The sequence below is a fragment of the Bradyrhizobium sp. CB1015 genome (assembly GCF_025200925.1).
Lineage (GTDB): Bacteria > Pseudomonadota > Alphaproteobacteria > Rhizobiales > Xanthobacteraceae > Bradyrhizobium.
The window spans coordinates 1,507,768-1,529,629 of sequence record NZ_CP104174.1; the positions used below are offsets into that span (position 1 = coordinate 1,507,768).

General features: G+C 59.6%; 20 protein-coding genes and 4 pseudogenes. 11 read left to right on the forward strand and 13 right to left on the reverse strand.

The window, feature by feature from the left end; all coding sequences use genetic code 11:
* Positions 1-130: 130 nt before the first annotated feature.
* The 6 genes and pseudogenes from N2604_RS06830 to N2604_RS39600 form a co-directional block, all read right to left on the reverse strand.
* Positions 131-927, reverse strand: a pseudogene (locus N2604_RS06830) (transposase); the annotation flags it as partial.
* Positions 928-997: 70 nt separating this feature from the next.
* Entirely contained in the window at positions 998-1,345 is a 348-nt protein-coding gene (tnpB, locus tag N2604_RS06835; RefSeq protein ID WP_036032545.1) for an IS66 family insertion sequence element accessory protein TnpB, read from the reverse strand.
* A 350-nt stretch (positions 1,346-1,695) separates the two neighbouring features.
* A pseudogene (gene tnpC, locus N2604_RS06840) lies at positions 1,696-3,292 on the reverse strand (IS66 family transposase).
* Between the two features lie 100 nt (positions 3,293-3,392).
* Positions 3,393-3,746, reverse strand: a complete 354-nt coding sequence (gene tnpB, locus N2604_RS06845; RefSeq protein ID WP_158667547.1) for an IS66 family insertion sequence element accessory protein TnpB — start codon at positions 3,744-3,746, stop codon at positions 3,393-3,395.
* A 21-nt stretch (positions 3,747-3,767) separates the two neighbouring features.
* Entirely contained in the window at positions 3,768-4,169 is a 402-nt protein-coding gene (gene tnpA, locus N2604_RS06850) for an IS66-like element accessory protein TnpA (RefSeq protein ID WP_260374210.1), read from the reverse strand.
* A gap of 32 nt (positions 4,170-4,201) precedes the next feature.
* Positions 4,202-4,357, reverse strand: a complete 156-nt coding sequence (locus tag N2604_RS39600) for a transposase (protein ID WP_081493138.1) — start codon at positions 4,355-4,357, stop codon at positions 4,202-4,204.
* Positions 4,358-4,938: 581 nt separating this feature from the next.
* On the opposite strand from N2604_RS39600, the gene N2604_RS06860 reads away from it, so the two are divergent.
* A complete protein-coding gene (locus N2604_RS06860; protein ID WP_124163396.1) occupies positions 4,939-5,127 on the forward strand; it encodes a hypothetical protein in 189 nt (62 codons plus the stop codon).
* A 295-nt stretch (positions 5,128-5,422) separates the two neighbouring features.
* On the opposite strand, the gene N2604_RS06865 is transcribed toward N2604_RS06860, so the two are convergent.
* Positions 5,423-5,791 carry a hypothetical protein gene (locus tag N2604_RS06865; RefSeq protein WP_260374211.1) on the reverse strand — a complete coding sequence of 123 codons (369 nt, stop codon included), beginning with the start codon at positions 5,789-5,791 and terminating at the stop codon, positions 5,423-5,425.
* A gap of 1,554 nt (positions 5,792-7,345) precedes the next feature.
* Between N2604_RS06865 and N2604_RS39605 the strand changes: the two genes are divergently transcribed.
* The 5 genes and pseudogenes from N2604_RS39605 to N2604_RS06890 all read left to right on the forward strand — a co-directional run bounded on the left by N2604_RS39605 (position 7,346) and on the right by N2604_RS06890 (position 12,248).
* Positions 7,346-7,681 (forward strand): IS3 family transposase, encoded by a 336-nt coding sequence (locus N2604_RS39605; RefSeq protein ID WP_050996297.1) that lies wholly within the window; start codon positions 7,346-7,348, stop codon positions 7,679-7,681.
* A 12-nt stretch (positions 7,682-7,693) separates the two neighbouring features.
* Positions 7,694-8,077, forward strand: a complete 384-nt coding sequence (locus N2604_RS39610) for a DDE-type integrase/transposase/recombinase (protein ID WP_124163398.1) — start codon at positions 7,694-7,696, stop codon at positions 8,075-8,077.
* 505 nt (positions 8,078-8,582) lie between these two features.
* Positions 8,583-9,068 (forward strand): annotated as a pseudogene (locus tag N2604_RS06875) (reverse transcriptase domain-containing protein); the annotation flags it as partial.
* A 1,042-nt stretch (positions 9,069-10,110) separates the two neighbouring features.
* Entirely contained in the window at positions 10,111-10,881 is a 771-nt protein-coding gene (locus N2604_RS06885; RefSeq protein ID WP_245333216.1) for a DMT family transporter, read from the forward strand.
* 221 nt (positions 10,882-11,102) lie between these two features.
* A complete protein-coding gene (locus tag N2604_RS06890) occupies positions 11,103-12,248 on the forward strand; it encodes an NAD/NADP-dependent octopine/nopaline dehydrogenase family protein (RefSeq protein ID WP_124163401.1) in 1,146 nt (381 codons plus the stop codon).
* A 405-nt stretch (positions 12,249-12,653) separates the two neighbouring features.
* Here N2604_RS06890 and N2604_RS06895 read toward each other — a convergent pair whose 3' ends face one another.
* The 4 genes from N2604_RS06895 to N2604_RS06910 are packed head-to-tail and all read right to left on the reverse strand — an operon-like array spanning position 12,654 to position 13,831.
* Entirely contained in the window at positions 12,654-12,968 is a 315-nt protein-coding gene (locus tag N2604_RS06895) for a hypothetical protein (RefSeq protein WP_124163402.1), read from the reverse strand.
* Complete coding sequence (locus tag N2604_RS06900; RefSeq protein WP_124163403.1) at positions 12,904-13,467, reverse strand: hypothetical protein; 564 nt, start codon at positions 13,465-13,467, stop codon at positions 12,904-12,906. Before N2604_RS06900 ends, N2604_RS06895 begins: the two co-directional genes overlap by 65 nt.
* Before the next feature lie 6 nt (positions 13,468-13,473).
* Positions 13,474-13,656 carry a hypothetical protein gene (locus N2604_RS06905; protein WP_124163404.1) on the reverse strand — a complete coding sequence of 61 codons (183 nt, stop codon included), beginning with the start codon at positions 13,654-13,656 and terminating at the stop codon, positions 13,474-13,476.
* A 22-nt stretch (positions 13,657-13,678) separates the two neighbouring features.
* Positions 13,679-13,831, reverse strand: a complete 153-nt coding sequence (locus N2604_RS06910) for a hypothetical protein (protein ID WP_157786090.1) — start codon at positions 13,829-13,831, stop codon at positions 13,679-13,681.
* 712 nt (positions 13,832-14,543) lie between these two features.
* Here N2604_RS06910 and N2604_RS06915 point away from each other — a divergent pair.
* Positions 14,544-14,915 (forward strand): DUF3892 domain-containing protein, encoded by a 372-nt coding sequence (locus N2604_RS06915; RefSeq protein ID WP_260374212.1) that lies wholly within the window; start codon positions 14,544-14,546, stop codon positions 14,913-14,915.
* A 140-nt stretch (positions 14,916-15,055) separates the two neighbouring features.
* Here the strand turns inward: N2604_RS06915 and N2604_RS06920 are convergent, their stop codons facing one another.
* Complete coding sequence (locus N2604_RS06920; protein ID WP_124163405.1) at positions 15,056-15,301, reverse strand: hypothetical protein; 246 nt, start codon at positions 15,299-15,301, stop codon at positions 15,056-15,058.
* A gap of 546 nt (positions 15,302-15,847) precedes the next feature.
* Between N2604_RS06920 and N2604_RS06925 the strand changes: the two genes are divergently transcribed.
* From N2604_RS06925 to N2604_RS06935, 3 genes are all read left to right on the forward strand, one after another.
* Positions 15,848-16,429 carry a hypothetical protein gene (locus N2604_RS06925; protein ID WP_158667608.1) on the forward strand — a complete coding sequence of 194 codons (582 nt, stop codon included), beginning with the start codon at positions 15,848-15,850 and terminating at the stop codon, positions 16,427-16,429.
* Positions 16,413-16,664, forward strand: coding sequence for a hypothetical protein (locus tag N2604_RS06930; RefSeq protein WP_124163407.1), 252 nt, complete (start codon positions 16,413-16,415; stop codon positions 16,662-16,664). Before N2604_RS06925 ends, N2604_RS06930 begins: the two co-directional genes overlap by 17 nt.
* Before the next feature lie 2,140 nt (positions 16,665-18,804).
* Positions 18,805-19,842, forward strand: a complete 1,038-nt coding sequence (locus N2604_RS06935) for a cytochrome-c peroxidase (RefSeq protein WP_050996292.1) — start codon at positions 18,805-18,807, stop codon at positions 19,840-19,842.
* 257 nt (positions 19,843-20,099) lie between these two features.
* Here the strand turns inward: N2604_RS06935 and istB are convergent.
* A pseudogene (istB, locus tag N2604_RS06940) lies at positions 20,100-20,898 on the reverse strand (IS21-like element helper ATPase IstB).
* 116 nt (positions 20,899-21,014) lie between these two features.
* Here istB and N2604_RS06945 point away from each other — a divergent pair.
* Positions 21,015-21,233: a hypothetical protein gene (locus N2604_RS06945; RefSeq protein ID WP_124163408.1), complete on the forward strand. Its 219-nt coding sequence runs from the start codon at positions 21,015-21,017 to the stop codon at positions 21,231-21,233.
* Positions 21,234-21,862: the final 629 nt, after the last annotated feature.

A 21,862-nucleotide genomic window follows, 5' to 3' on the forward strand; every position in this document is an offset into this window, starting at 1 on the left:
AGCGAAGCCGCTTGAAGTGATTTGGGACCTACTCCTGAAAGTCGATCCCGAGGGGCCTACCCTCATCGCTGCCACAGCTTGTGCACACAGATTTTCAGATCATCTCGATCATCCTTTCCGTGTGCTTCTGCAGCACACTATCATCGGCATGCAGGCGCTCGGCCGCCATGACATGGGCTTCGACCAGGCGCAGCAGGGGATCCAGCGCCGCACAGACCGACCCCACGGCGTCCGCCAGGGTCGACAGCGCGATCGGCACGCCTTCGAGGGCGTAGCGCTCGGCCTGGCGGTTTAAGGGCTGATGTTGGCCGTACTTCTCGAACATGATCATGGCCAACAGGCTCGGGCCGGCCCATCCCCGTGCGACGGCATAGAATGGCGCCGGGGCCTGGCTGATCTTCTCGCAGTCGCGGCAGGAGAACTTCTCCCGCACCGTCTCGATCACCTTCCACTGGCGCGGTACCACTTCCAGTGTCCTCGTCACGTACTCGCCGAGCTTGCGCAGACGATTGCCGCCACAGCACTGGCAAGCCGTCGGCGGCTCGATGACGACTCGTTCGCGCGGTAAATGCTCAGGGAACGTCTGTCGTTCGCCGCGCTTGCGCGTAAATCCGCGCCCCGTCGTCGCCTGGCCACAGCGCGCTCTGCCGCCAGCTCGTCTTCAGTGGCGTCACTTTCCAACTCTTCGAAGGTCAAGGCCAACTGCTCGATCAGGCGCGACGAACGCTCCGACCGCTGGCCATAGATCTGATGCCTTAGCTTGGCGATTTGCAGCTTCTGCTGGGCAATCAGCGCTTCGTCCTCAGACGCTTTCGCGCGGGCGACCGCAAGTTCAGCGGCGACTTCCAAACCCTTCGCACGCTCGGCTGCCAGCGCCGCTTTCAGGACGGCAATGTCATCCGGAACAGCGTCGCGCTCAGCATCCATGCGACACAGTGAATCACAGATTGGAAGCGTTGGGACTCCCCAAAAATGCAAAACCTGCTGGATTTTGTACTCAACCTGCGCTTCTCGGTCGCCAGCTCAGTTGTGGATTCCGCCAGTCGATCCCTTCCAGCATATAGGCCATCTGCGCCGCTGAGATCGATACCGCGCCGTCCGACGCCGAAGGCCAGATGAACTTGCCTCGGTCCAGGCGCTTGGCATAGAGCGACATGCCCAACCCATCATGCCAAAGAATCTTGACCAGATCGCCGCTGCGGCCCCGGAAGATGTAGAGATCGCCGGCATGGAGATCGCGCTTCAGGCTCTCCTGAACCGTAAGAGCCAGGCTTCGCATGCCGCGGCGCATATCGGTGTGGCCGGTCGCGATCCAGACCCTGACGCCGCTCGGAATCGGAATCATCGTCGTCGCAAGAGCTCAAGAACCTGCTGCAGCGCCTCAACGTCCACGTCACGGTCAACGCGAACACGACAGCCGCCCCCGAGCTCAATCTCGATGATTCCGGCCCTTGCACGCTGCGCAGGCGGTGAAGACGCCAGTTGTGGTGCGCCGCTCGAGATCGGAGCCGCTACAGGTGTGACCTCGACGGGAACGAGAGCAGGCGCAGCATCGCCGCCCAGTCGCCCCTGGCGCGCTTGTCGTAAGCGCGTATTTTACCGCACAGGCTACGCGCGCGCCTGGCCGCGGCGTCGCGTGACGCCGGGCCCCAGCAGTGTCATCGGAACGGCTTGGTTGACCTGAGCGTTCGAACGTCAGCCGCTATTCTCAGCTGGCAGGTTTTTTTGAGCGGTGCAGTTGAACGGCAACAGATCTTCGATATCGGCGTCTGGCGCGCGCTGGGGCAATTCGGTGAGCGCGTGACGTAGCCATGCATAGGGATCGACGCCGCATGCCCGGCATGTCAGCACCAAACTGTAGATCACGGCGCTTGCCTTGGCGCCGGCAACGGTGTGGCTGAACAGCCAACTTTTTCGTCCGGTGCAAAACGGCCTGATGTCGCGCTCCAGAACATTGTTATCGATCGGGGCGAGACCGTCACTGGTGTAACGGGTCAGATAATCCATTGGTTGCGCGCATAGGCGATCGCCTTGCCGGTCAAGCTTTCGGGGAGGACCTTCGGCGCCTGGTCGTCGAGCCAGGTCCGGAAGGCGGCCAATACCGGCAGGCTATGCTGCTGGCGCAGCCGCAAGGTGTATGCGGCGCGCGTTTCGTCGTCGGGCGGCGTCTGGCGCGCCACCCTCTCGACCTCATACAACGCCTCGAAGAACTTGTGCGCCTGCAATGGCGGACCGCCGGGCGTCTTCCTGGCCTTGAGCGCATCGGTAAATTTCCTGCGCGCATGCGCCATACAGCCAAGATGGTCGCGCCTGTCAGCGTGCCCCAGGCGTCATAGCCGTCGCTCATCAACAAGCCGCGATAGCCGGCCAGGAAGGCCTGAGGATGTTCCTGGCCGCGACCGGGCTGGTAATCGAACAGCACGACCGGCTGCGCGTAGTCCTGGCCGCTGCGATAGGCCCACATGAAGGATTTGGCCTGCGCATCCCGGCCGTCCTCTTTCAGAACCTGGACCCAGGTTTCGTCGCCGTGGACCAGGGGCTGCGACCTGAGCTTTTGCTGTAGCGCGTCATAGACCCGATGCAGATGCAACTCGCTCGCCCGGATCACCCAGTTGCCCAGCGTCCCGCGGCTGATGCTGACGTCGGCGCGCCCCAGCGCGTCCGCCACACGGTACAGCGGCGTGCCGTCGACGTATTTGTTGGCGAGCACCAGCGCCAGCGTCGATGGCGTGGCGACGCTACCCGGCAGCGGCTGCGCCGGCATCGGCGCGGTCACGATCGGGGTGTTCAGCGCGGTGCGCTCGCAGTGACGGCAGGCATATTTGAACCGCACATGTTGCAGCACCGACGCCTTCACCTCGACGTGCAACTGCTCGGTGACGGTCTCGCCCATCCGATGCATCCGATTGCGGCAGCACGGACAGTCCTTTTGATCCTCACCCAGATCATGTTCGACGCGTTGGCGCGGCAGATCGTCAGGCAGCGGCTTGCGGCCGCGTGTCTTCGGTGCCGGCTTTGGAGCCTCCCGCAATCCCGTGTCCGGCACGGCGACCGCCTCGACATCGTCGTCGTCCCGGCTTTCAGCGGCGGCCTGCTCGGCTTCGTTGAAGATGCGCTCCTTGAGCGTTTCGCTCTTCGGCGCGTAGCGGCGCAAGCGCTCCAGGCGCAACTGCTCCTCAAGATGCAGGACGCGTTGCGCGAGTTTCTCGTTCTCCGCCTTCAGCGCCGCGAGCTCGGCCGCGTGCGCCGCGATCAAGGCTTCCAGCTCGTGCGTCGTGGGCCTGCGACTCATCGTAGTCTTGAATCGAAGTCATGCCGCCGCGTCAACCGAGTTCCATGCGGTGGCCGGCGTCATCCGATAGCGCTGATGACGCCGCCCGCATCGAACACGCTCAGCTCACGCTGTGATATTGCCGCACCGGATGACGACGCACCGCCGCGATGTTGATGCCGTCAAGCAGCCAGTGCAGCTCCTCCGTCGTCAGCGTTAGCACCGCCTCCTGACTTCGGGGCCAGTGGAATCTGTCGGCCTCCAGCCGCTTCAGCAGCTTCCAAAATCCTGACCGGTCATAAATCAGCAGCTTGATCCGGTCGCGGCGACGATTGCAGAACGCGAACACCGCGCGCTGGAACGGATCCAGCCCCATCGACTGCTCGACCACGATCGCCAGGCTGTTGATGCCCGCCCGGAAGTCAATCGGTTCGCGGTGAAGGTAGACCCGAAGATCAGAGGCCAGCCGGAACATCGCAACGCCCCAGCGCTTCAATCACCGCCGACAGCTAACTGCGCGTCGCCGCCTTCCAGCGAAAGCGTTCACGCCGTTGGGCATCGATGCCGTCAGCCGCCCTGCACAGGATCGCTCCGTCGCGCAAACCGCGATCGCGCCAGCAGATCGAGTTGGCGACGGCGACGGCGCGCGAACCGGAACAAAGGCTGGCGCAATCGGCGCCTCCGGCTGGCCATCCCCGTTCTGACGTTGTCGCTTGGCCACCCACTTGCGCAGCAGGTTCGCGTTCACGCCGTGTTGCAACGCCAGCCCCGCCAGCGACACGCCAGGCTGCAGACAGGCCTCGACCAGCCGCTGTTTGCTGGCCGGATCATAGCGACGCCGCCCATTGCGCAACACGCCGACCGTCTCAAGTCTCAAAAGTTCTTCTGGAGTGATCATCGATGGTGTCCACCTCGTTCATGGTGGACACCTCATCCCATCCCCGCGCTCAACTGCATAGGTGCGTAGAAAGGAGCGCTTACCGCTTGTCGACGCCAGGTGAACAGCAGGCTATGAGCCACCCCGTGCCGGCGTGCCACCCCGCAGACCGTCTCGCCGGGCTGCAAGGTCTCTTCGACAAGGCGCACCTTCTCGTCCTAACTCCATCGCCGCCGACGCTCGGCGCCCAACACATTGACCTGCATTCCCGACGTGACCTTAAAGCTAGAGTTAAGGTCAAATCCTTAGGCCGCCCCGCAAACTACACAAGGCGGTCGCCGCCGGAGGGATACTCTCTAGCGACAGACTCTGACACTCTTTACGCACCCGCGCAATTACGCAGACATGGAGAAAACCGGAAGATGGGATTGAGCCGAAGGGAATGGGGGCGGAAGGCTGCAGTGAAGGTGCGGTCAGATATGCCTTGCGCCAAGGGCGTTTAGCGGCGCGGCCCGATGGCACGCTCGATCCATCTCAGCTCGGCTGGCGGTGGATGCGAGACTCCTCGGGAGAGAGGCCCTCAGCGTATTTCTTCCGGTAGTCGATGCCACCGAAAGGATGCGGAGACGATCGGGATCGCCGCCACCTTCCATGGAAGTGGTCTGTGGAGGTGGCGATCCTCCTCAGTATCTTGGTCTCTAGAAAATGGGCGATGTTGATCCGATCGGCCCGATAGAGATCTGCGACGACCTTAACGCGAAACTCGCTGAATTTTGGGTTGGTGCGCAGGTTGGGCCGCGCGATGGCACCAGATGAAGCCGATGATGAGAACGCCGTCCTCCTAGATATCAACGATCCGATCGCGGTCGCCGGAAGGATAATCCATCTGGCGGTGACTTTTTACCAGGAAGACCTGAAGCGCCGGCGCCGGGAGACCGGGATCGTGTGTGTGAGGGACAAACGCCATGGCAAAGGGTAAGAGCGAGGACTGCGTAAACCAAGCGCCTCAGTTCGCGCGTGACGGATAGCTCGCAATCTTGCGAGTGAGCTGCCAAAGCTCGACCCTATTGGTCTTGGCTAATTGCTGTGGTCGCTGCTTAGCCGCTTCCTCATCAGCGCAAATCAGCCTTACGCAGTGCACTACATTCCCGTCGGGCTCGAACAAGTAGACCATGAACTCCTCGATCGAAGGGCTTCCAGTCACGCGCCGGCCGTGACTTTGAAGGTTATTGCTTGGTCCGATGGCGCTGCGCGCATGTCTTTGGTGGAGGTAGTCATTGCTCATGCTTAGCTGATCGCGACAACCGGCCGGCGTATTGCCCAGTTGCAAAGTTCCTGCATGGACATCGCTCGGATCTTATTTCCCGCCGGTTGCGCTCGACGATAGCTAGAATCAATTCTTCGGTGGCGATCAGAGCCAGCTCCATTTTTTCCTTAACAATAGTCGACGTATCTCGACCGATACTGTCGAGATGGTTCAGGGCCACCGCTTTGAAGCTATGGGCTAGGCGCTCCTCGGCATCGTCGCGTGCATAGTCTATAATAGTATCCAGGTGGGCGACGATTTGAGCCCGTTGCTCGGTCGGTTTTGGACCGTCAAGCAACGTTATCGCTCGAATAAAGGCCTCTTCAAGAGGGATCATATCAGGTTTCCTTTGTTGCTGGATTGGAAGCCGCAGTAGCTCGCACCGGTGCTGCAGATTAGCGAGGCTCGACGCGCAAAGGCAACTCCTCAGAAAAAGGAGTTGATGTTGCGCAATTTTGAGGGGCGACCATCATCGGCATGGATCGGTGTGCGGCGGGGGCGAGGCAATGCAGCGATCAAACCGGGGTGGTGTCCTAATTAGGCACCCTTCACAAATCACACCAACGAATTGGCCCCGGGCGATGGTGCCCGAGGTCTTTCACCTAGATGAGACTGCAATTTCTGCACACTACATCGCAAAACTGCTCCGCATTTAGTTCAAGGTGGATGGCGCGCCGTATGGCGCTCGCCTTCACGAACAACGACTGGGAGCATTAGGTTAGTCAAGCCGGACACGAATTCGATAGCTTTGCGAGCCTCCTCATCCCGCTGTCTCCGCGTTTGGTCATTTGGGACTTTCAACATTCTGTGTCATCAAACAAACAAGCGGAAGGCAAGAAGACAAGCGAAGTTGTCGGCGGGCTCTCGTACTCCAGTTCGACATCTGCAGCCGAGCAGTCCGTCTAGCACCCATAAAGGGAAGATGGCATCACCTTGCACAACCATAGATAGCGAGTCGCTTTCGACTCAACGTCACCTCAGTAGCACGCTTCTCCGGAGTGTATGCACAACGTCAAGCCCATTCAGCAGCACAAAACTGAGGTGCAAGGCGGCCTCCGACTTCACTATAAGACGACGGACGCGTAAGCCGGATGCGAGGCCGCACATTGCACTCTCTTCATGATGCTTCCACAACCAGATGTCTTGGTGAGATGAGTCAGCTGCATCTTCGATCCCAAGAGCGAGGAGGGGTGCGATGCCCGACGTTGAAGGTATTCCGTTTGATGCGCCCCTCTACCATGGGAGCAAAGACCGTGGCAGCACGTTCCTGCGCTGCCGAGCCATAAACCTTAAATTCAGCGTGGGCAACGAGGTGAGTCATCTATTGCCGAAGGGGTTAGTACCGTCAGCGAACCCCGCAATCAGCCATTGTTGGCGTCGCGAGCTATCCCTCAAGCACAGTGGGGTCATGCTTGGAGTGCTATTCAGGAATTCAAGTTAGTAATTCTGGCGGTCAGATTGGCTTTTACACTCCTTACATGTACGTGACAACGAATGGAGCTATCGCCCAAAGTTGGTGACCGGCGGGAATCGGTGAAGTGGCCCCCGGATTTGGGACCAGAAGCCTAGTTGGAATGTAGCCGTTCCGTTTGGTAAACGGAGCGGACGATGACGAAGAAGACGAGACGGAAGATCGACGCGGCGCTGAAGGCGACGATCGCTTTGGAGGCGCAGCGTGAACAGGTGAGCGTGGCCGATCTGGCGCAGCGCTAGGAGGTGCATCCCACCAGATTTATTCCTGGAAGAAGCAACTGCTGGATCAGGCGGCCAGAGCTTTTGATCCCGCTGGGGAGGCGGCGGACGTTGGTCGCGACCGTGAGATCGAGAAGCTGCATGCCACGATCGGGCAGTTGGTCGTGGAGCGGGATTTTTTAGCGAAGAGGTCCGGAAGATGAGCATCCCGGACCGCAGGGCGAAGCTCGACCGCGCGCATGGCGTGCTGTCGATCCGCCGCCAGTGCCGGCTGCTCGGGCTGTCGCGCTCGGGCGTTTACCGGACGCCGCAGCCGGCCAATGACGACGATCTGACGCTGATGCGCCAGATCGACGAACTGTTCACCGCGCGGCCGTTTCTGGGCTCGCGGCGGATGGCGTGGCTGCTGAGCGAGGATGGCGTTCCGATCAACCGCAAGCGCGTGCAGCGGCTGATGCGCAAGATGGGGATCGAGGCACTGGGGCCGAAGCCGCGCACCAGCAAGCCTGCGCCGGGGCACCTGATCTATCCCTAGCTGCTGCGCGGCATGACCGTCGACCGGCCGAACCAGGTCAGGGCGACCGACATCACCTATATCCCGATCGGACGCGGCTTCCTCTATCTGGTGGCTGTGATCGATTGGGCGAGCCGGGCCGTGCTGAGCTGGCGCCTGTCCAATACGATGGACGTGTCGTTCTGCATCGACGCCCTGGAGGAGGCGCTGGCGCGGTTCGGCAAGCCGCAAATCTTCAACACCGATCAGGACAGCCAGTTCACCAGCGCGGCCTTCACCGGCGTGCTGGAGGCCGCCGGCATTCGGATCTCGATGGACGGTCGCGGCCGCTGGATGGACAACGTGTTCATCGAACGGCTGTGGCGCAGCGTCAAGCACGAGGACGTCGTGTGCTGTGGAAGTCAGGCGTCGGCCTGAATCCTGACGAAGCTTTGTCAGAGATGGAGGATGGCCCTCCGAAGTCGACCTGCAGGGGTAGACGTCAAACCGCTCCGAGCTGCGAGGGTAAAGAGCCCTAGTAGTGAGCGTTGGAGGAAAAGGCGGAGGAAACTCCGTCAGGTGAGATCCGAGGAGACGAACGTAAGTAAACCGCTGATGACGTGTCGTAACGTGTTCTATCGACGTCGAAACCGGGATCAGGATGTCTATCCCGCGAGCAAGGGTTGGGGGGAGCCTGCCGACTGTCCAACCGGCGTCCGGCATGAAGGTGGCGTGACGTCGGATCAGGCTTTGACAAGGAACACAGGAACCTGTCGCTCCGATGTGAAGGGAGGACTCCAAGCGGCTCGTCGCCGCAAGGAGCAGAGTACCGATGCGGAGCACAGGGGCGGAAACGCCCGTATTAGGGACGAAGGCGCTGTAATGGCACTGCACCGAAGGGGCGTTGTCATCCGGCTTTACGCGGTCGACAACCCGAAAGGGGATGATCGGCATGAGTAAGGCCAAGCCGTTTTGTATTGCCAAACGCGATGTGTGGGAGGCGTATAAGCACGTGAAGGCTAACCAAGGGGCAGCTGGTGTTGACGGGCAGTCGATCGAAGACTTCGACCGAGATCTGAGTAAGAATCTCTATGGGATCTGGAATCGGATGAGTTCGGGCAGCTACTTTCCGCCTCCGGTGCGGCGCGTTGACATACCGAAAGGCGGAGCTGGCAGCACGCGACCGTTGGGAATACCAACGGTCTCGGACAGGATCGCCCAGATGGTGGTCAAGCGTTATCTTGAACCGATTCTGGAGCCCGTGTTCCACATGGATTCCTATGGGTATCGGCCAGGGAAATCAGCACATGATGCACTGGCTGTGGCTCGGCGTCGATGCTGGAGCCACGATTGGGTGCTCGACCTCGACATCAAGAGCTTCTTCGACGAAATCGATTGGAGCCTTCTGATGAAGGCCGTGCGCCGCCACTCCGGGCGGTTTTATCCCTCGAAGCTTCAAGAGGAGTTGCGCACGATCGATGCCTACATCGTTCGATGGGCAACACGACAATACAAACGGTTCCGAGGACACACGTTGGCGGTATGGGAATGGTTGCGATCGCTGAAGCGACGCAATCCAGGCCTGTTCGCTCACTGGGTTGCCGGATCAACGGTTGGATGACGGGAGCCGGATGAATCGCGAGGTTCACGTCCGGTTCTGAGAGAGCGCGGGGCTGCAATGCCCCGCGCCACTCACCTATCTCAAGGGTTATTCGGATGGCCACGAGGCCAAAGCCGGAATGCCCGATGGATCGAGTTTTACAATTTCCAGCGCCCCCATCAGGCGCTGGAAAACCGCGCGCCGATGACGGTCTGGCGGGCAGGTGTCACCGGCGCATTCGGGGAACAGGCTGTGGATATGACGCTTCTCGCAAGCGAGAAGCGTTACAATGCTGCGCGTTGCCCACATCCCCACAGCCAGGACAGCAGCAAGCAACAGTAGCGTAAACTATTGGCAACAACGAACGGCAGCAGCTCCACTTAAGAAACCAGACCCGGTGGTCCTCAGCATAGGGTCCACTCATTTGGCCACGATCAAAACCGGCAGTGAGCTCGTCTTCCTGGACATAGAATTCCTACGCGCCGTTCGATGTCTCTGATCGTCTGAACGACAGATTGCTTCCATTGACTTCCGTTCGAATATACCCCGCCGATGCCGCTAATTCTCTCGTGGGGCTTCGTCCTGTCGGTCTTACTGACGCAACGAACGCGTGCGAGTCTGGCGACGGGGCCTCTTCTTTCGCTGCAAAAGGAGCAACAAGGTTAGCGTTCAGTGGCGGACCATGCCGCCGACCAATTCAGGTAGTTGCCCCGGTTATAGCTAGAGATACCATGAGTTTTATCGTATGAGAACGTCTTCTCTCGGACCGATTGCATTGGTGAATTCAAACCGTGTCGCTGTCTATAAAGCTATCGGATGTAGTCTGGCTTCGGCCGCCCTTTTTACCATTATGGTGGTGCTTATCAAAGGAATGGGTCCACAGTATCCAATTGGACAGATTTTGTTCGTTCGTAGCTTGTTCGCTATGGTCCCAATCTTGTGGTTGGCATATCGGCTGAGCGGATGGCAGGAGCTGCGCACTAGGCGGATTAGCGCTCATCTCTATCGCTCGGGTGCTGGCATATGCTCGATGTTCTTCACTTTCACCGCTGTCAGCATGATCCCGTTAGCAACAGTCATGGCGCTAAGCTACGTTGCACCGATATTCGTTACGATCCTAGCTATTCCCATGCTTGGCGAAACCGTACCGCTCCATCGCTGGGCCGCCGTGATCATCGGCTTTGCTGGCGTTCTCTTGGTCGTTCATCCAGATGTTAGCGGCATCTCGCTCGGCGCTGTTCTGTCGCTGGCCGGCGCGTTGACTGCCGCGCTCGCGATGATTTTTATCCGCAGGATGGCTGATACCGAGTCAAGCACTGCGACCGCTTTCTATTTCACACTGGCGGGAGTCGTCGTTGGCGCAGCCACCTTGCCCTTTGCAAATGTTTGGCCAGAACTCGCTGATATACCGACTTTGATTGCTATCGGGCTTGTCGGCGGCATCGGGCAGATCCTGGTAACTATGGCTTACCAGTTGGGGGCTGCTTCGATGGTCGCGCCCTTCGGCTATGTCTCGTTAGTTTTCTCACTTGGTATCGGTTTCATTATCTGGGGTGAACTTCCTACCATGATCGAATTATTTGGTATCTTCGTTATAACTATCTCCGGCTTTGTCACTGCTTTCTATGAGCGACAACGATGAACGTTGCCCTTCACAACGCGCTTTGCGGAGATCAAGAATGCCGACGGAACTCACCACGTAAACCTGACATCATTGCTGAGAGGAATGCGCTGCAGGCCATAGATTGCGCGGCTTTCAACAGCGTTCGCCTATCCTTCGGCACGAGCCGCCCGCCCAGAAGACGAATCTCTGTCACTACGCTCGCGAGATCCGCTTCGGGGCACTATCCTGTAAAACCATAAATGAAAGAGGATATCATATGGGCAATCATAGGTGGAGGACATGGTGGTCAATCCATGGCTGGTCATCTAGCCATCATGGGATGTCGCGTTAGATTGTACAATAGAACGGCGAGAACAATTGAAGAGATAAACAAACTTGGTGGGATCAATATTGACGGCGCTCTCCAAGGTTTTGGCGGACTTGAACTCGCGACTACGGACATCGGCGAAGCGCTCGCAGGGGCACACGTTGTGGTGGTGGTCACCCCAGCAACCGCGCATGCTGAGATAGCGACCAAGTGCGCTTCGCACTTGGTTGACGGGCAGATCGTTTTCCTTCATCCGGGTGCGATGTGCGGGGCTATAGAATTCCGCGAGATTCTCCGAAATGCGGGTTGCACCGCAAATATCCCAGTTGCGGAAAGCAATCATCTTCTCTACGCGTGCAGAAGTGCGAAACCTGGTTACGCCGAAATCCTTGCCATCAAGAAGGATGTATTACTTGCCACGTTGCCGGCAAACAAGAATAACGAAATCCTGGAATTGCTCAACGAGGTGTTCCCGCAGATTCGGGGTGCAAGAAATGTCCTGGAAACGAGCCTGTCCAATGGCGCTGTCATAATGCATCCGGCCCCCACGATCTTTAACCTCTCCATGATCGAATCTCAGCACGACTGGCTTTACTATTCAGAAGGTATCACCCCCACCATTGGAGCCTTTGCGGAAGATATCGACCAGGAACGCGTAGCTCTTGGGAAGTCTTTCGGCTTTGACTTGCCCTCTGTGCGCGAGCTGTACCGATTAATTTACGGTGTGCAGGGCGAAAGCCTTTCCGAAATCTGTCGCAAGAATCCGGCCTACGAGAAGATTAGGGGGCAGAAAGACCTGCGGACGAGATATATTCTTGAAGATATCCCGTTCGGCCTCGTTCCCATGATCGAATTGGGCAGGATGCAGGGATTGTCGATGAGCCGAATGAAGTTGATCGCAGAACTTGGCCAATATCTGCTAAAAGACAATTCATTCTTGTCACATGGGCGTACCCTGGCGAACCTGGGCCTCGGCAATATGACATCTGAAGAGTTTGCCATGTTCGTTCAAACGGGTGAGCGACCCGTCCGCCATCGTGGTTCGCCCGCCATGTGTCGGCATAGCCGCCGCGCTTGACCGCGACCCATCCCGCGTCGCGTTCGAGAGAGTGCGCCAGGGCGACACAGTTGACCGCCCGGCGCAGATGCATTTGGCCGAGCAGGTAGCGGGCGGGCCAGCAGATCGCCGCCTCCATCCGCGTGACATCGCTGAAGGACGGCAGCAGGCGCGTGCGGTTCTGCATCCGCATCGTTTTCTCGAGTTCGCCTTGCGCCTGTTGAGCGAGCAAGTCCTCGAACTCGTAATTGTAGGCAGGCCACGGAGCGCCATAGCCCGCGACCGCGCGTATCGGGATCAGACGCAGCGTTCGCATCGCCTCGGCGAGACGCGTGCCCACGTGCGGGCCGCACCAGACCGAAGGCGCGACGTCCCCTATCACGGCCTCTTCGAGCGGGTTGAATTTCGGCGGTTCGTCGCGCCGGATCAGAATGCAGTCCATGTTTTACCTCTGTTTGGCGCATAGAGCTCGCGAACAAGCCGCTCACGATACGCCTGTTGCTTCCGTGTTTGTCGATCAGTGTCGGCTGCAGACGACAGCCCATGCTCCAGCTTGTGGCAGTCAGCGCAGACCGCTTCCAGGTCTTCGAGGCGCTCGCGAAAAATTCGCTCATAGGTGCGGTGATGCACCTCCCGCGCCAAGTCGCCGCAGCGCTGGCAACCGCCGTGCTCGCGCTCAATGACGGCGTCCGCCTTGGTGCGCCATTGCTCTGATCGCAGATAGGCGTCGTAATCCGTCATTCGCCGCGCTCAAAATTGTAGCTTGCTGTTGCTGCTTTGCGGGCGTTCTCTTCGCGAGGTTGCAGTCGGCAAACCGCCCAGTGTCGCTCTGAAACTCGAGTCCGAACTTGGTTGCGTACCCAAGCTCTTCGAACCGAGATTTCTTGTGATGCAGCTCGGTGTTGAACTCGCGCTCGCCCTTGTCGTTGAACAGCCGACGCCGATGCACCACAAACCCCTGGTCGACCATGTTGTCCCAGTGCTTCGATCCGTGGATGTGCTCCAGCTCCGGCGGATCGCTGCGCCTGTAGCCATCTCCTGCCTTGGCCGGATGCGCGAGGATCTGCACATGGCAGTCGAGGTCGACGGCGAAATTGTACAGCTCGCGCAGGCACCGGCCGATAGTCGGTCTCGCTTTCGCGCGGCTCGCGGTTCGCTTCCAGCCGATTCCAGGGATCGATCTGCAGGAATCCGGACGCTGTGGCGATGCACAGCAGCCTCCGCCTGCGACAACAGCCATTGCAGATCAGGCCACCGGTCGGGATGGGCCCATAAACAGATAGTGCTCATTGATCCAGCGGTCCGCATCGGCGATCTCCCTGTCGGTCATCACCGACAAGGTGCCAGCCGCGAGCTTGCAGCGGTGTCCCCAACTGTTGAACCCCGGGGACCAGATCGTCATCGGCGGCGGATCCGGCAGATCGCTCATTCCGGTACAGGCCGCTCGTCGGCTACGGCAACGGGCCATAGAGCACCAACTCGCGCACCGCCTGCGCGCCATCGCTGCGCAGATGATCGTTGGCGTCCTTTGAACCTTCCGGCCAGTTGACGAAATAGAACCGCGCGATGCCGAACAGTTGGGCCATGGCCGCGCGCAGCTTCAAACCGGCGCTGTCCTGATCGCCGCACCAGATGATCCGCTTAGGCCCACGAGCCTGGGTGCGGGTTCGCCCAAACGGCGTCGGAAGCGATGGTGGCCAGCCCGTCCTCGAAGACCAGGGCTGGCCGCCTCTACCCCGAGAGAGTCGGGCGACACTCACCTCGTCCCCTCTAGAAGCGCGCGTATGCGTGCAGCGATCCGCCGCGCGTCCTTCGGCCTAAGATTGGGCTTCACGCTATCGAGTATGCCCAACACTGCCTGAGCCTCCTCGGCATCAAATGTCGCGACTTGGCGATCTGCCAGGCTCAAAGACTGATCGGCGACCCGGGCCTGATTGGCTGCAAGCACCTCAAGCGCTTGCGACCGTAGGGCCGTGATCTGCCGCTCGAATACATCGGTTGGCCCCCGGCTGAAGTTTAGCGGCCACGTGGCTCGGCGCCCGTCTGGAGAAAAAAGCGTTGTCCCTATCCCGCGCCGCTAACTCCACCGCCAGCCTCACAACAGCGGAAGAAGCTGACGGTGGGATACATTCATCGAAAAAAGCCGTGCCACAACTACCAGAACCGGTTGCCGCATCACAGCCGCGGGTCGCTGGGAGTGCGGGCGGGACTCGGCGCGGAGAAGGATGCGAGACACCTACTAGGATTGGTCGGCCACTAACCCACGCCCGAGGTCTAAACTGAGGCTCTTTTTTCTTGCAGATGGGAGAGACCCGAGTGATCAGCCGCATACGAATTCAATGCATCAACAAGACTGACAGGCAGAACCCTCACGAGCGAGTCAAAAACGTTGGCGGAGTAACTCCGGACGGGTCCAGGTGGAAGCAATCCGTCAATGCCACGATCAAAGAAATCGAAAACGGTGTATGGGAGTTCTATGTCGAAGAAGAACACAAGGCCAATGTGATCGTGGCCGTCCACAACGGGCACAAGTACATCAAGACGGACCATGTAGCCCTTGCCGATAAGGCGCTGTGCGACACCGATGTCTTCGCCGTTGTCATGAGCGGCGACGAAGTTGCGGCTGATCGAGTTGCCGTGTTCGAGCCCGAGCGCGCGGCGCGTGATCATCTTTTCCTGAATGCGTGAGCAGGTATTCGGTCACGGCGCTCCCCTTCAGCTGAACAAGGCGTTCTGATCCGAGTGCATTGCCTGCGGCGCGGAGCGAAGCGGTTTTGCGGGGGTGGGCTGCGGGAGATCGACGGCGGTCAGGCTGTCCTCGTGAGCCGTCATGCCGCTGACGTTCTTCCGGCGGTCGTGCCGATCTTGACGAGTTCCGAGACGCGCGGACGGATCGCCAGGACGCTTTCCTTCAGTTGCTTGGCGATCTCGTCAGCCGTCAGGCGGTAGCCGTTGAGCATCAGTTCGATGATCGCGATGCGGAGCATCGCTGCCCGGCTGACAATCTTCTCGGCGGCGTCACTCGAAGCGCCACCGCCCTTCGATCCCGGCGTGTTCAGATAATTTTGAGACATACACAAAGCTCTCCCGTTCGCCCTGAAGGGCGTTGTTCAGATCAGCGACGTGCGGTGTGGATTTCTCGTCCCCGTCCGGCGTGAATCACGCCGGTCCCGCCGGAATCAATGGATAGTCGACGGATTATCCGTCACGCAAGAGTTTTGATAGGCATCTTGACGGACGGCCGCTGGCCCATCGTTAGCGAGCCGGAAAGAGCAGGCCGATCTCGCGCATGGAAATCGCCAACTCCATATTATCTTTTGGGGCCGGTTTCGGTTATGCGCGGAAACGTCCGCAAAACTAAACCCCTGCTTTCGATAGGGCCTGCGAGACCATTGGAGGGTATCCCCTATATATAAGATAGTAATATATAGTCGTAATATATTCTGATGAAGATATGTGTGTAGGGGATTACGTCTATGTATAGGGGCGAAACCCCGGAATCGTCAGTTGATGTTTTGCTGGATGATGGATGAGTCCGTCACTTCGACGGATGGAAGTGGATATTATCCGATGCGCAGGAAGGTCATGTCGGAGTGGGACGCCAAGGCGGCGTTCCTCAAGTGCCGGACGATGGTTGGTCCTTCGTTGGCTTCGCCAGCGCCTTGCCGTGCCATCCTAGTGAGGCAGAGGCCATCGCGCGGTATCTGCACCGGAAGAAGCTGATCTGGCTCTCGATGCGCGCTGGACACGGCAAAGTGTTCCCGGCGGCGATGCGTTCCGGTCGAGGTCGCCCGAGGGCGAGGGGAGTCGAGCAGCCGCCGTTGATTGATCCGGAACTGGCTGGCTTCCTCACCCAGGCGCATCCCACGTTCCTGAAGATCAGGCTCTTGCTCGGCCGCGATCCCGGCGGGGCATGGAACGAGCATCAGGCGCTCAAGGCCGAGATCAAGTTCGCCATCGCGGTCGAGGCGACGAACCTCATCAACCTCTGCCGCACGTTCGCCAAGGAACACCCCGCCATTCCCGTTGCCGCGCTCCGTGATGCACTCTGGCTCGATAGGCCGCACACCATGCCCATCGTCGCGCAGACGCAGCCCGATCTTGCCCCGGCCTGGCTCAGAGCATTTCGCCTAGCAGCCGAAGGGGAGGCGGCGGCTCTCGAAGAATCTGACCGACGAAGAGCGGATGATCTCCTACATTGAAGCCGCCGGCGCATCCGGCATTGCCGCCTACGAGATCGCCAACAAGGGCAAGATCGCTCGCGACCGGGTCGCCATCATCGGCGAGATGTTCGAGAACATGGGCACCAATCGGTCGGCTGTGGTCCGCACGTCGGATCGTGGACGCAAGGGGACGCGATACTTCATGCGGAAGTACGGCCAGCCGGTGATCGGCGAGGGCGGCAGGCTACTTTACTGTCGCGACTTGGCGATCTGACAGGCGCAGAGCCTGATCGGCCGCGCGCGCCTGATTGGTTGCAAGCACCGCACGCGCTTGCGACCGCAGGGATGTGATGTGCCGATCAAAGCTCAACGAGCGAAGGTTTGAAGGGTTGATTGTCACCGCCCATGCGGACCCATAGTAGAAGTTAGCGGCACGTGACTCGGCGCTTTGTCGGAAGCGCTGTCCCTACCACGCACCGCTAACTTCACCACGGTCAGCCTCAAGCAGCGGAAGAAGCTGACGGGGTGTGGTATCATTCGGCGAACGCCCTAGCACAACTACCAGGACTGATCGTTATCCCTTGTTCATCAGTATCGGTCCTGAAGTCGCGCGAGCGCGGCTCGTCACTTTGACGGCAGGCGATGTCCTACCGCGCTCACACTGCCGGGGAAGTTAGCGGCGACGTGACCCTGAACGCCTTCCGCTCAGCAAGGAAAGCGCTGTCCCTATCACGTGCCGCTAACTTCAGTAGTCAGCCTCGGCGTCAAGAGGCCAACCACCCGGCTTTCCCGTGAGGGCTGTCACACCACGGGATAAAGCGGATTATAGCGGGAGAGGGGTCGTGGGGAGACCTACCAGGGTTAGTGCTTGCCGGTGCCCACGTGAAATCTCACAGTCTTCATCGCTCCAGGCGGCACAGTCTTCATCGCTCTAGGCGGCGCAGAGTCGGCGCTCTAGTGTTTAGCGCCGGTGCAAAGATCGCGCGGCACGTGGTTGTGTCTTGCTTTCGACCTTAATCCCCACAGCGACTGACTTCGTGACGCGCGCCTTACCTACATACTCTTGTAGCTGACCAGTTCGTGCTCTCTTGGCTGAATCGCTGTCGGGACGCACCCTATGCCAGTCGCGAGCCCAATCGCCGGATGGAGTGTAGCCATGACGAATGAGCCGGATGTTCCCTCGGACGTATTGCTCAGATCGAACTGAATGAAACGGCCGCGATCTGTATTGAGCAGATGGATGACGAAATCACGCTCGTCATTGCAAGTATTGTCGGCGTTCACTTCCAAGTGACAGTGGACCAGGCGCTTGAGCTATCTCGGGCTCTCGCTGTTTCCGCGGAGAAAGCGCGTCAGTCGCTGCTTTCAACGAGGTATCATAGCGCGTTGCCACCCCACGGCGTTGATCGATCCTGTTGAAAGATCCGCTCGACCTGGTTGCGAGCTCTCAGGAGACGATCTCCAAGGGGGCCATGGAGCGGAAAACGGGGTAGTTCTTTGAATGAAGACGTCAAACGTGTCGTAATTAACGACCTCGATAACACGCTATTCGACTGAGTTGACTTATGGCATTCACCGCATGATGGCGACGGTCAACGAAATTAGGCGGCATCAGCTTCGATGACCTGAAGCCCGAAATCAACACCTCGTGCAGCAACCCCGCCTCCGGCTCAAGTGACCAAGAACGTCCATTGGTCATGTCCTTTGTCGCAGGAGCAAAGATACCGAGTCAACAACAACAGTTCGTTCTTGACGCTCGTCAAGCAAGGCAGTGCGCCGGTCGTGAAGCTCGTCAAGGTACTCGGCAATCGAACGGTGCGTCTCCTGCCATTCGAGATGGCGGCAGTGGTGAAACGACCATTAGCGCCATCAACCGCGGGGGGGGGAATGGGGCCTCTGGCGTTATGTCATCACTGAATCTCCGTCTGACCAACCAAATCAGGTAGGCACGCGACGAGCGGCTTTGGCGCTACAGTTCTTGCTGGTCCCTGGAGCTTGACGGCACCCCACGGAAGGAGCGGTGGTCAGGCGGCAAGTCTGGCCATCAAGGTTAGCCGCGTGGCAGGGACAGCGCTTCGTTTATGCGACGTCCAAGGCGCCGAGTCATGTCGCGGCCAGCTCTCCGGCAGCGCGGGCGCGGTAGGGACAGCGTCGTTTCGCATGTTTCGCGACGTCGAGTCGCGCTCGCGCGGCTTCCGGTCCGCGCGGGCGCAGCGGCCCTTCCAGCCGAGCCGATCACAAATGGAGCCAGTGCGGTAATGGCGAAGTAACAGGATGTTAGCGATTGGACGCACTACCGAGATCAAAATCGACAAGACGGCGGCCGTCATAGTTCAGCAGATGGACGATGAAATCGCCTTTTCTGAAGAACTGTTCTTCGGTAGCGGCGCCGCAAAATCTGGAAGTCTCACGTCATGCGCAAGGTATCGATTACTACCGTTCTGATGCTCGTCTCATGCAATGCTATCGCAAACGACGATTTGATGATGACAGCCAGACAGATCTTCAAACCGATCCCTTCTGCTATCCCCACCCTAAAGGACAATCCCGTGACGACCGAGAAAGCGGAGCTCGGGAAGATGCTGTTCTTCGACCCTCGTCTGTCGGCGAGTGGGATCATTAGCTGCAATACGTGCCACAATCTTGGAACCGGCGGCGTCGACGCGGGTCCAACGTCAGTTGGTCACGGTTGGCAACGGGGAGCGCGGCGGGCGCCAACCGTCTACAATTCAGTGTTCAATGTCGCGCAATTCTGGGACGGACGCGCGCCGGATCTTAAGGCACAAGCCAAGGGGCCCGTTCAGGCGAGCGCCGAAATGAATGCGACTGCGGATCACGTAACGACCACACTGAATTCGATGGAAGATTATGTTGGCAGGTTCAAGCAAGCATTCCCGCTTGATACACCGCCGGTCACCTTCGACAATTTCGCGAAAGCGCTCGAGGCTTTCGAAGCGACGCTCACGACACCAGCAGCTCCGTTCGACCGATATCTGAACGGCGATGGCAACGCGCTGGATGGCAACCAAAAGGCGGGATTGCGGCTGTTCATGGACAAAGGCTGCGCCTCCTGCCACAACGGAATCAATATTGGTGGGCAGGAGTTTTTCCCGTTCGGCGTGATTGAAAGACCAGACAGCAAACTGCTTCCCGCAGCCGACCAGGGGCGTTTCGCGGTCACGAAGGCCTTCAGCGACCGATACGTGTTCCGCGCCGCCCCTTTGCGCAACGTAGCCTTGCGAGCTCCCTACTTCCATTCGGGTCAGGTTTGGACGCTCCAGGAAGCCGTCGGCATTATGAGTGAGGTCCAGCTCGGCGCCGAGCTCACCGAGAAGGAGACGAACGATATCGTTGCGTTTCTTAATTCACTGAGCGGCCGTTTGCCCAAGATCGAATATCCGATACTGCCAACGCGCACAAAGGAGACGCCGCCACCGTCCTTAGACAGATAGTGCCCTTGTTCACTATCCTGGGTGTTCTACGGTTTAGTTGCGGCGACGCAGCTCCGCTTTGTAGCTGCCGCAAGCCGGAGCGCGTTCAGGCTCATCGAACCGATCTCTGAGGATCGCACTGCTCCCTGTGTCAAGTGACGTCCGGATTTAACCCCGTAGCGACATGAAGAAGTGACCCCCTTGTTGTTTTGGCGGATGTGGAGCAAGCCGCTCGCGGAGCGCGCCCCCATAGCGCCGTAGCGAGCGAGCGGCTTGCTTCACGACGTTTTCTCCGATTTAGCTTCTTGCGCCGCGGCCTTCTGCAAAAGCCCGCTACGACGCTTTTCCTTCAAGCGGTAGCTGTCGCCGCGGATTGTGATCACGTGACTGTGGTGTAACAGGCGATCAAGGATCGCGGTGGCGACCACAGGGTCGCCGAAGACTGAGCCCCACTCGCCGATGCTGCGGTTGCTGGTGAGCAGGATCGCGCCTCTCTCGTAACGGCGGCTGACGAGCTGGACGAAAGAGATGTGCGGCATTGGGCTCAAAGGGCAGATAGCCGAGTTCGTCGATGATCAGGAGCTTTGGCTTGGCAAATTGCGCGAGCCTCTCGTCAAGCCTGCCTTCGCTGTGTCCTTTGGCAAGTTGCGCAACGACCGTCGTGGCTGCGACGAACTGCACGGAATGCCCAGTCAGGATCGCTTCACGCCCCAGCGCGACCGCCAGGTGCGTCTTGCCAACGCCAGGCGGCCCAAGCAGCAGCACGTTCTCGCCATTGGCAATCCAGCGCGCGCCAGCAAGCTCACGTACCTGCTTGGGGTCTAGCGACGGCTGGGCCGAGAAGTCGAAGCCGGAGAGATCGCGAACGAACGGGAAGCGAGCGAGTTTGAGGGTCATCTCGATGCGCCGCTCGTCCTTGCGGGCGATCTCGCGCTCGCACAGTAGCACCAGGGTCTCGCGCAGGCTCAGCTCTTGTCGGCCGGCCTCGTCCAATAGCCCATCCAACTGGTCGCGGACGGCGGTCAGCTTCAGGCGGGTCAGCATATCGCTCAGGCGATCGGAGACAGCGGCGCGCATCAGAAGCTCCCCCCGACGATTGCCTCATACTCGCCGAGCGGCCGCAGCAGCGCCGGCGGCACAACGGACGATCCTGCGAGCGCGCCAGCGCGGTTCGATCCAGTCAGGCCCGCAAAATGCTCGGGGTCGACGACGCGGCGGCGACGACCGGCACAAATCGGATGGACGGCCACCTCATGGATCCCATGGTGGATGCGCACGAGCCGGGAGAGCGTGAGGTCGTCAGGGCGATCAGTCTTAAGCGTGCAGTGGTGCTGATCGCCAATCCGGCCCGTTGTCGTGCGGCGGCTGCCGCTGATCGTAAGCTGGCCGAACGCCTTTTGTCTGCGGCCTGAACGTCTTCATTGTTCTTGACGGCAAGTGGCCCACGCGGGCCGCGTTTCGTTGGGTGAATTGCTACGCGGTCTCGTCAGCTTTCAGTCAGCTGGCCCCGGTACAAAACGGTTGGGTTTAGCGAGGGCGGCAGCCCGCTAAACTCATCGGCAGCGTGGGTGTGGCAGGATACGGGCCTTGATGCCTCCATGGCTAACCGGCTCCGAGCCGCGCCCTCGCTGCTTCCGACTGGTGGGCAGGGATCAAGTAGTCAGGCTCGTCCTCCGACGACGATGACCTCCCGGCCAGCTTCCTCCGCTGCTATGAGGCTGGCCGTGTGGGAGTTGGCTGCTCGTGGCAGGGACAGCGCTTCCTCCGTGTATGCGTGGGGGATAAGCGCCGAGTCACGTTGCCGCAAACGTCAAAGGGTGGTGCGGGCGGGGATAGGGACAGTGTCTGATTCCAACGCAACCGAACAGCGCCGAGTCTCCGCACTGCCTGCGACCCCAAGTCACCCTTACCTGTCTTGGTAGTTGAACACGAGAAGCATGATGCTGCGCCCGCCATGCCTTCGGAGCGGCGCGGCGAGGCTCTCGTCGGTGCCCCGCTGACGTTCAGCCGTGATGAGTAATTGAAGTCGTTCAGCTGCGGC

Coding starts and splice junctions, on each gene's coding strand:
- N2604_RS39610 (WP_124163398.1), top strand. CDS start 7,694: ATGACCGTCGACCGGCCGAACCAGGTCAGGGCGACCGACATCACCTAT.
- N2604_RS06905 (WP_124163404.1), bottom strand. CDS start 13,656: ATGAGCGATCTGCCGGATCCGCCGCCGATGACGATCTGGTCCCCGGGG.
- tnpB (WP_158667547.1), bottom strand. CDS start 3,746: ATGTTCCGGCTGGCCTCTGATCTTCGGGTCTACCTTCACCGCGAACCG.
- N2604_RS06935 (WP_050996292.1), top strand. CDS start 18,805: ATGCGCAAGGTATCGATTACTACCGTTCTGATGCTCGTCTCATGCAAT.
- N2604_RS06885 (WP_245333216.1), top strand. CDS start 10,111: ATGGGTCCACAGTATCCAATTGGACAGATTTTGTTCGTTCGTAGCTTG.
- N2604_RS06920 (WP_124163405.1), bottom strand. CDS start 15,301: ATGTCTCAAAATTATCTGAACACGCCGGGATCGAAGGGCGGTGGCGCT.
- N2604_RS06890 (WP_124163401.1), top strand. CDS start 11,103: ATGAAAGAGGATATCATATGGGCAATCATAGGTGGAGGACATGGTGGT.
- N2604_RS39605 (WP_050996297.1), top strand. CDS start 7,346: ATGAGCATCCCGGACCGCAGGGCGAAGCTCGACCGCGCGCATGGCGTG.
- N2604_RS06865 (WP_260374211.1), bottom strand. CDS start 5,791: ATGATCCCTCTTGAAGAGGCCTTTATTCGAGCGATAACGTTGCTTGAC.
- tnpB (WP_036032545.1), bottom strand. CDS start 1,345: ATGATTCCGATTCCGAGCGGCGTCAGGGTCTGGATCGCGACCGGCCAC.
- tnpA (WP_260374210.1), bottom strand. CDS start 4,169: ATGATCACTCCAGAAGAACTTTTGAGACTTGAGACGGTCGGCGTGTTG.
- N2604_RS06900 (WP_124163403.1), bottom strand. CDS start 13,467: ATGGCTGTTGTCGCAGGCGGAGGCTGCTGTGCATCGCCACAGCGTCCG.
- N2604_RS06945 (WP_124163408.1), top strand. CDS start 21,015: ATGCTCGGGGTCGACGACGCGGCGGCGACGACCGGCACAAATCGGATG.
- N2604_RS06895 (WP_124163402.1), bottom strand. CDS start 12,968: ATGACGGATTACGACGCCTATCTGCGATCAGAGCAATGGCGCACCAAG.
- N2604_RS06930 (WP_124163407.1), top strand. CDS start 16,413: ATGATCTCCTACATTGAAGCCGCCGGCGCATCCGGCATTGCCGCCTAC.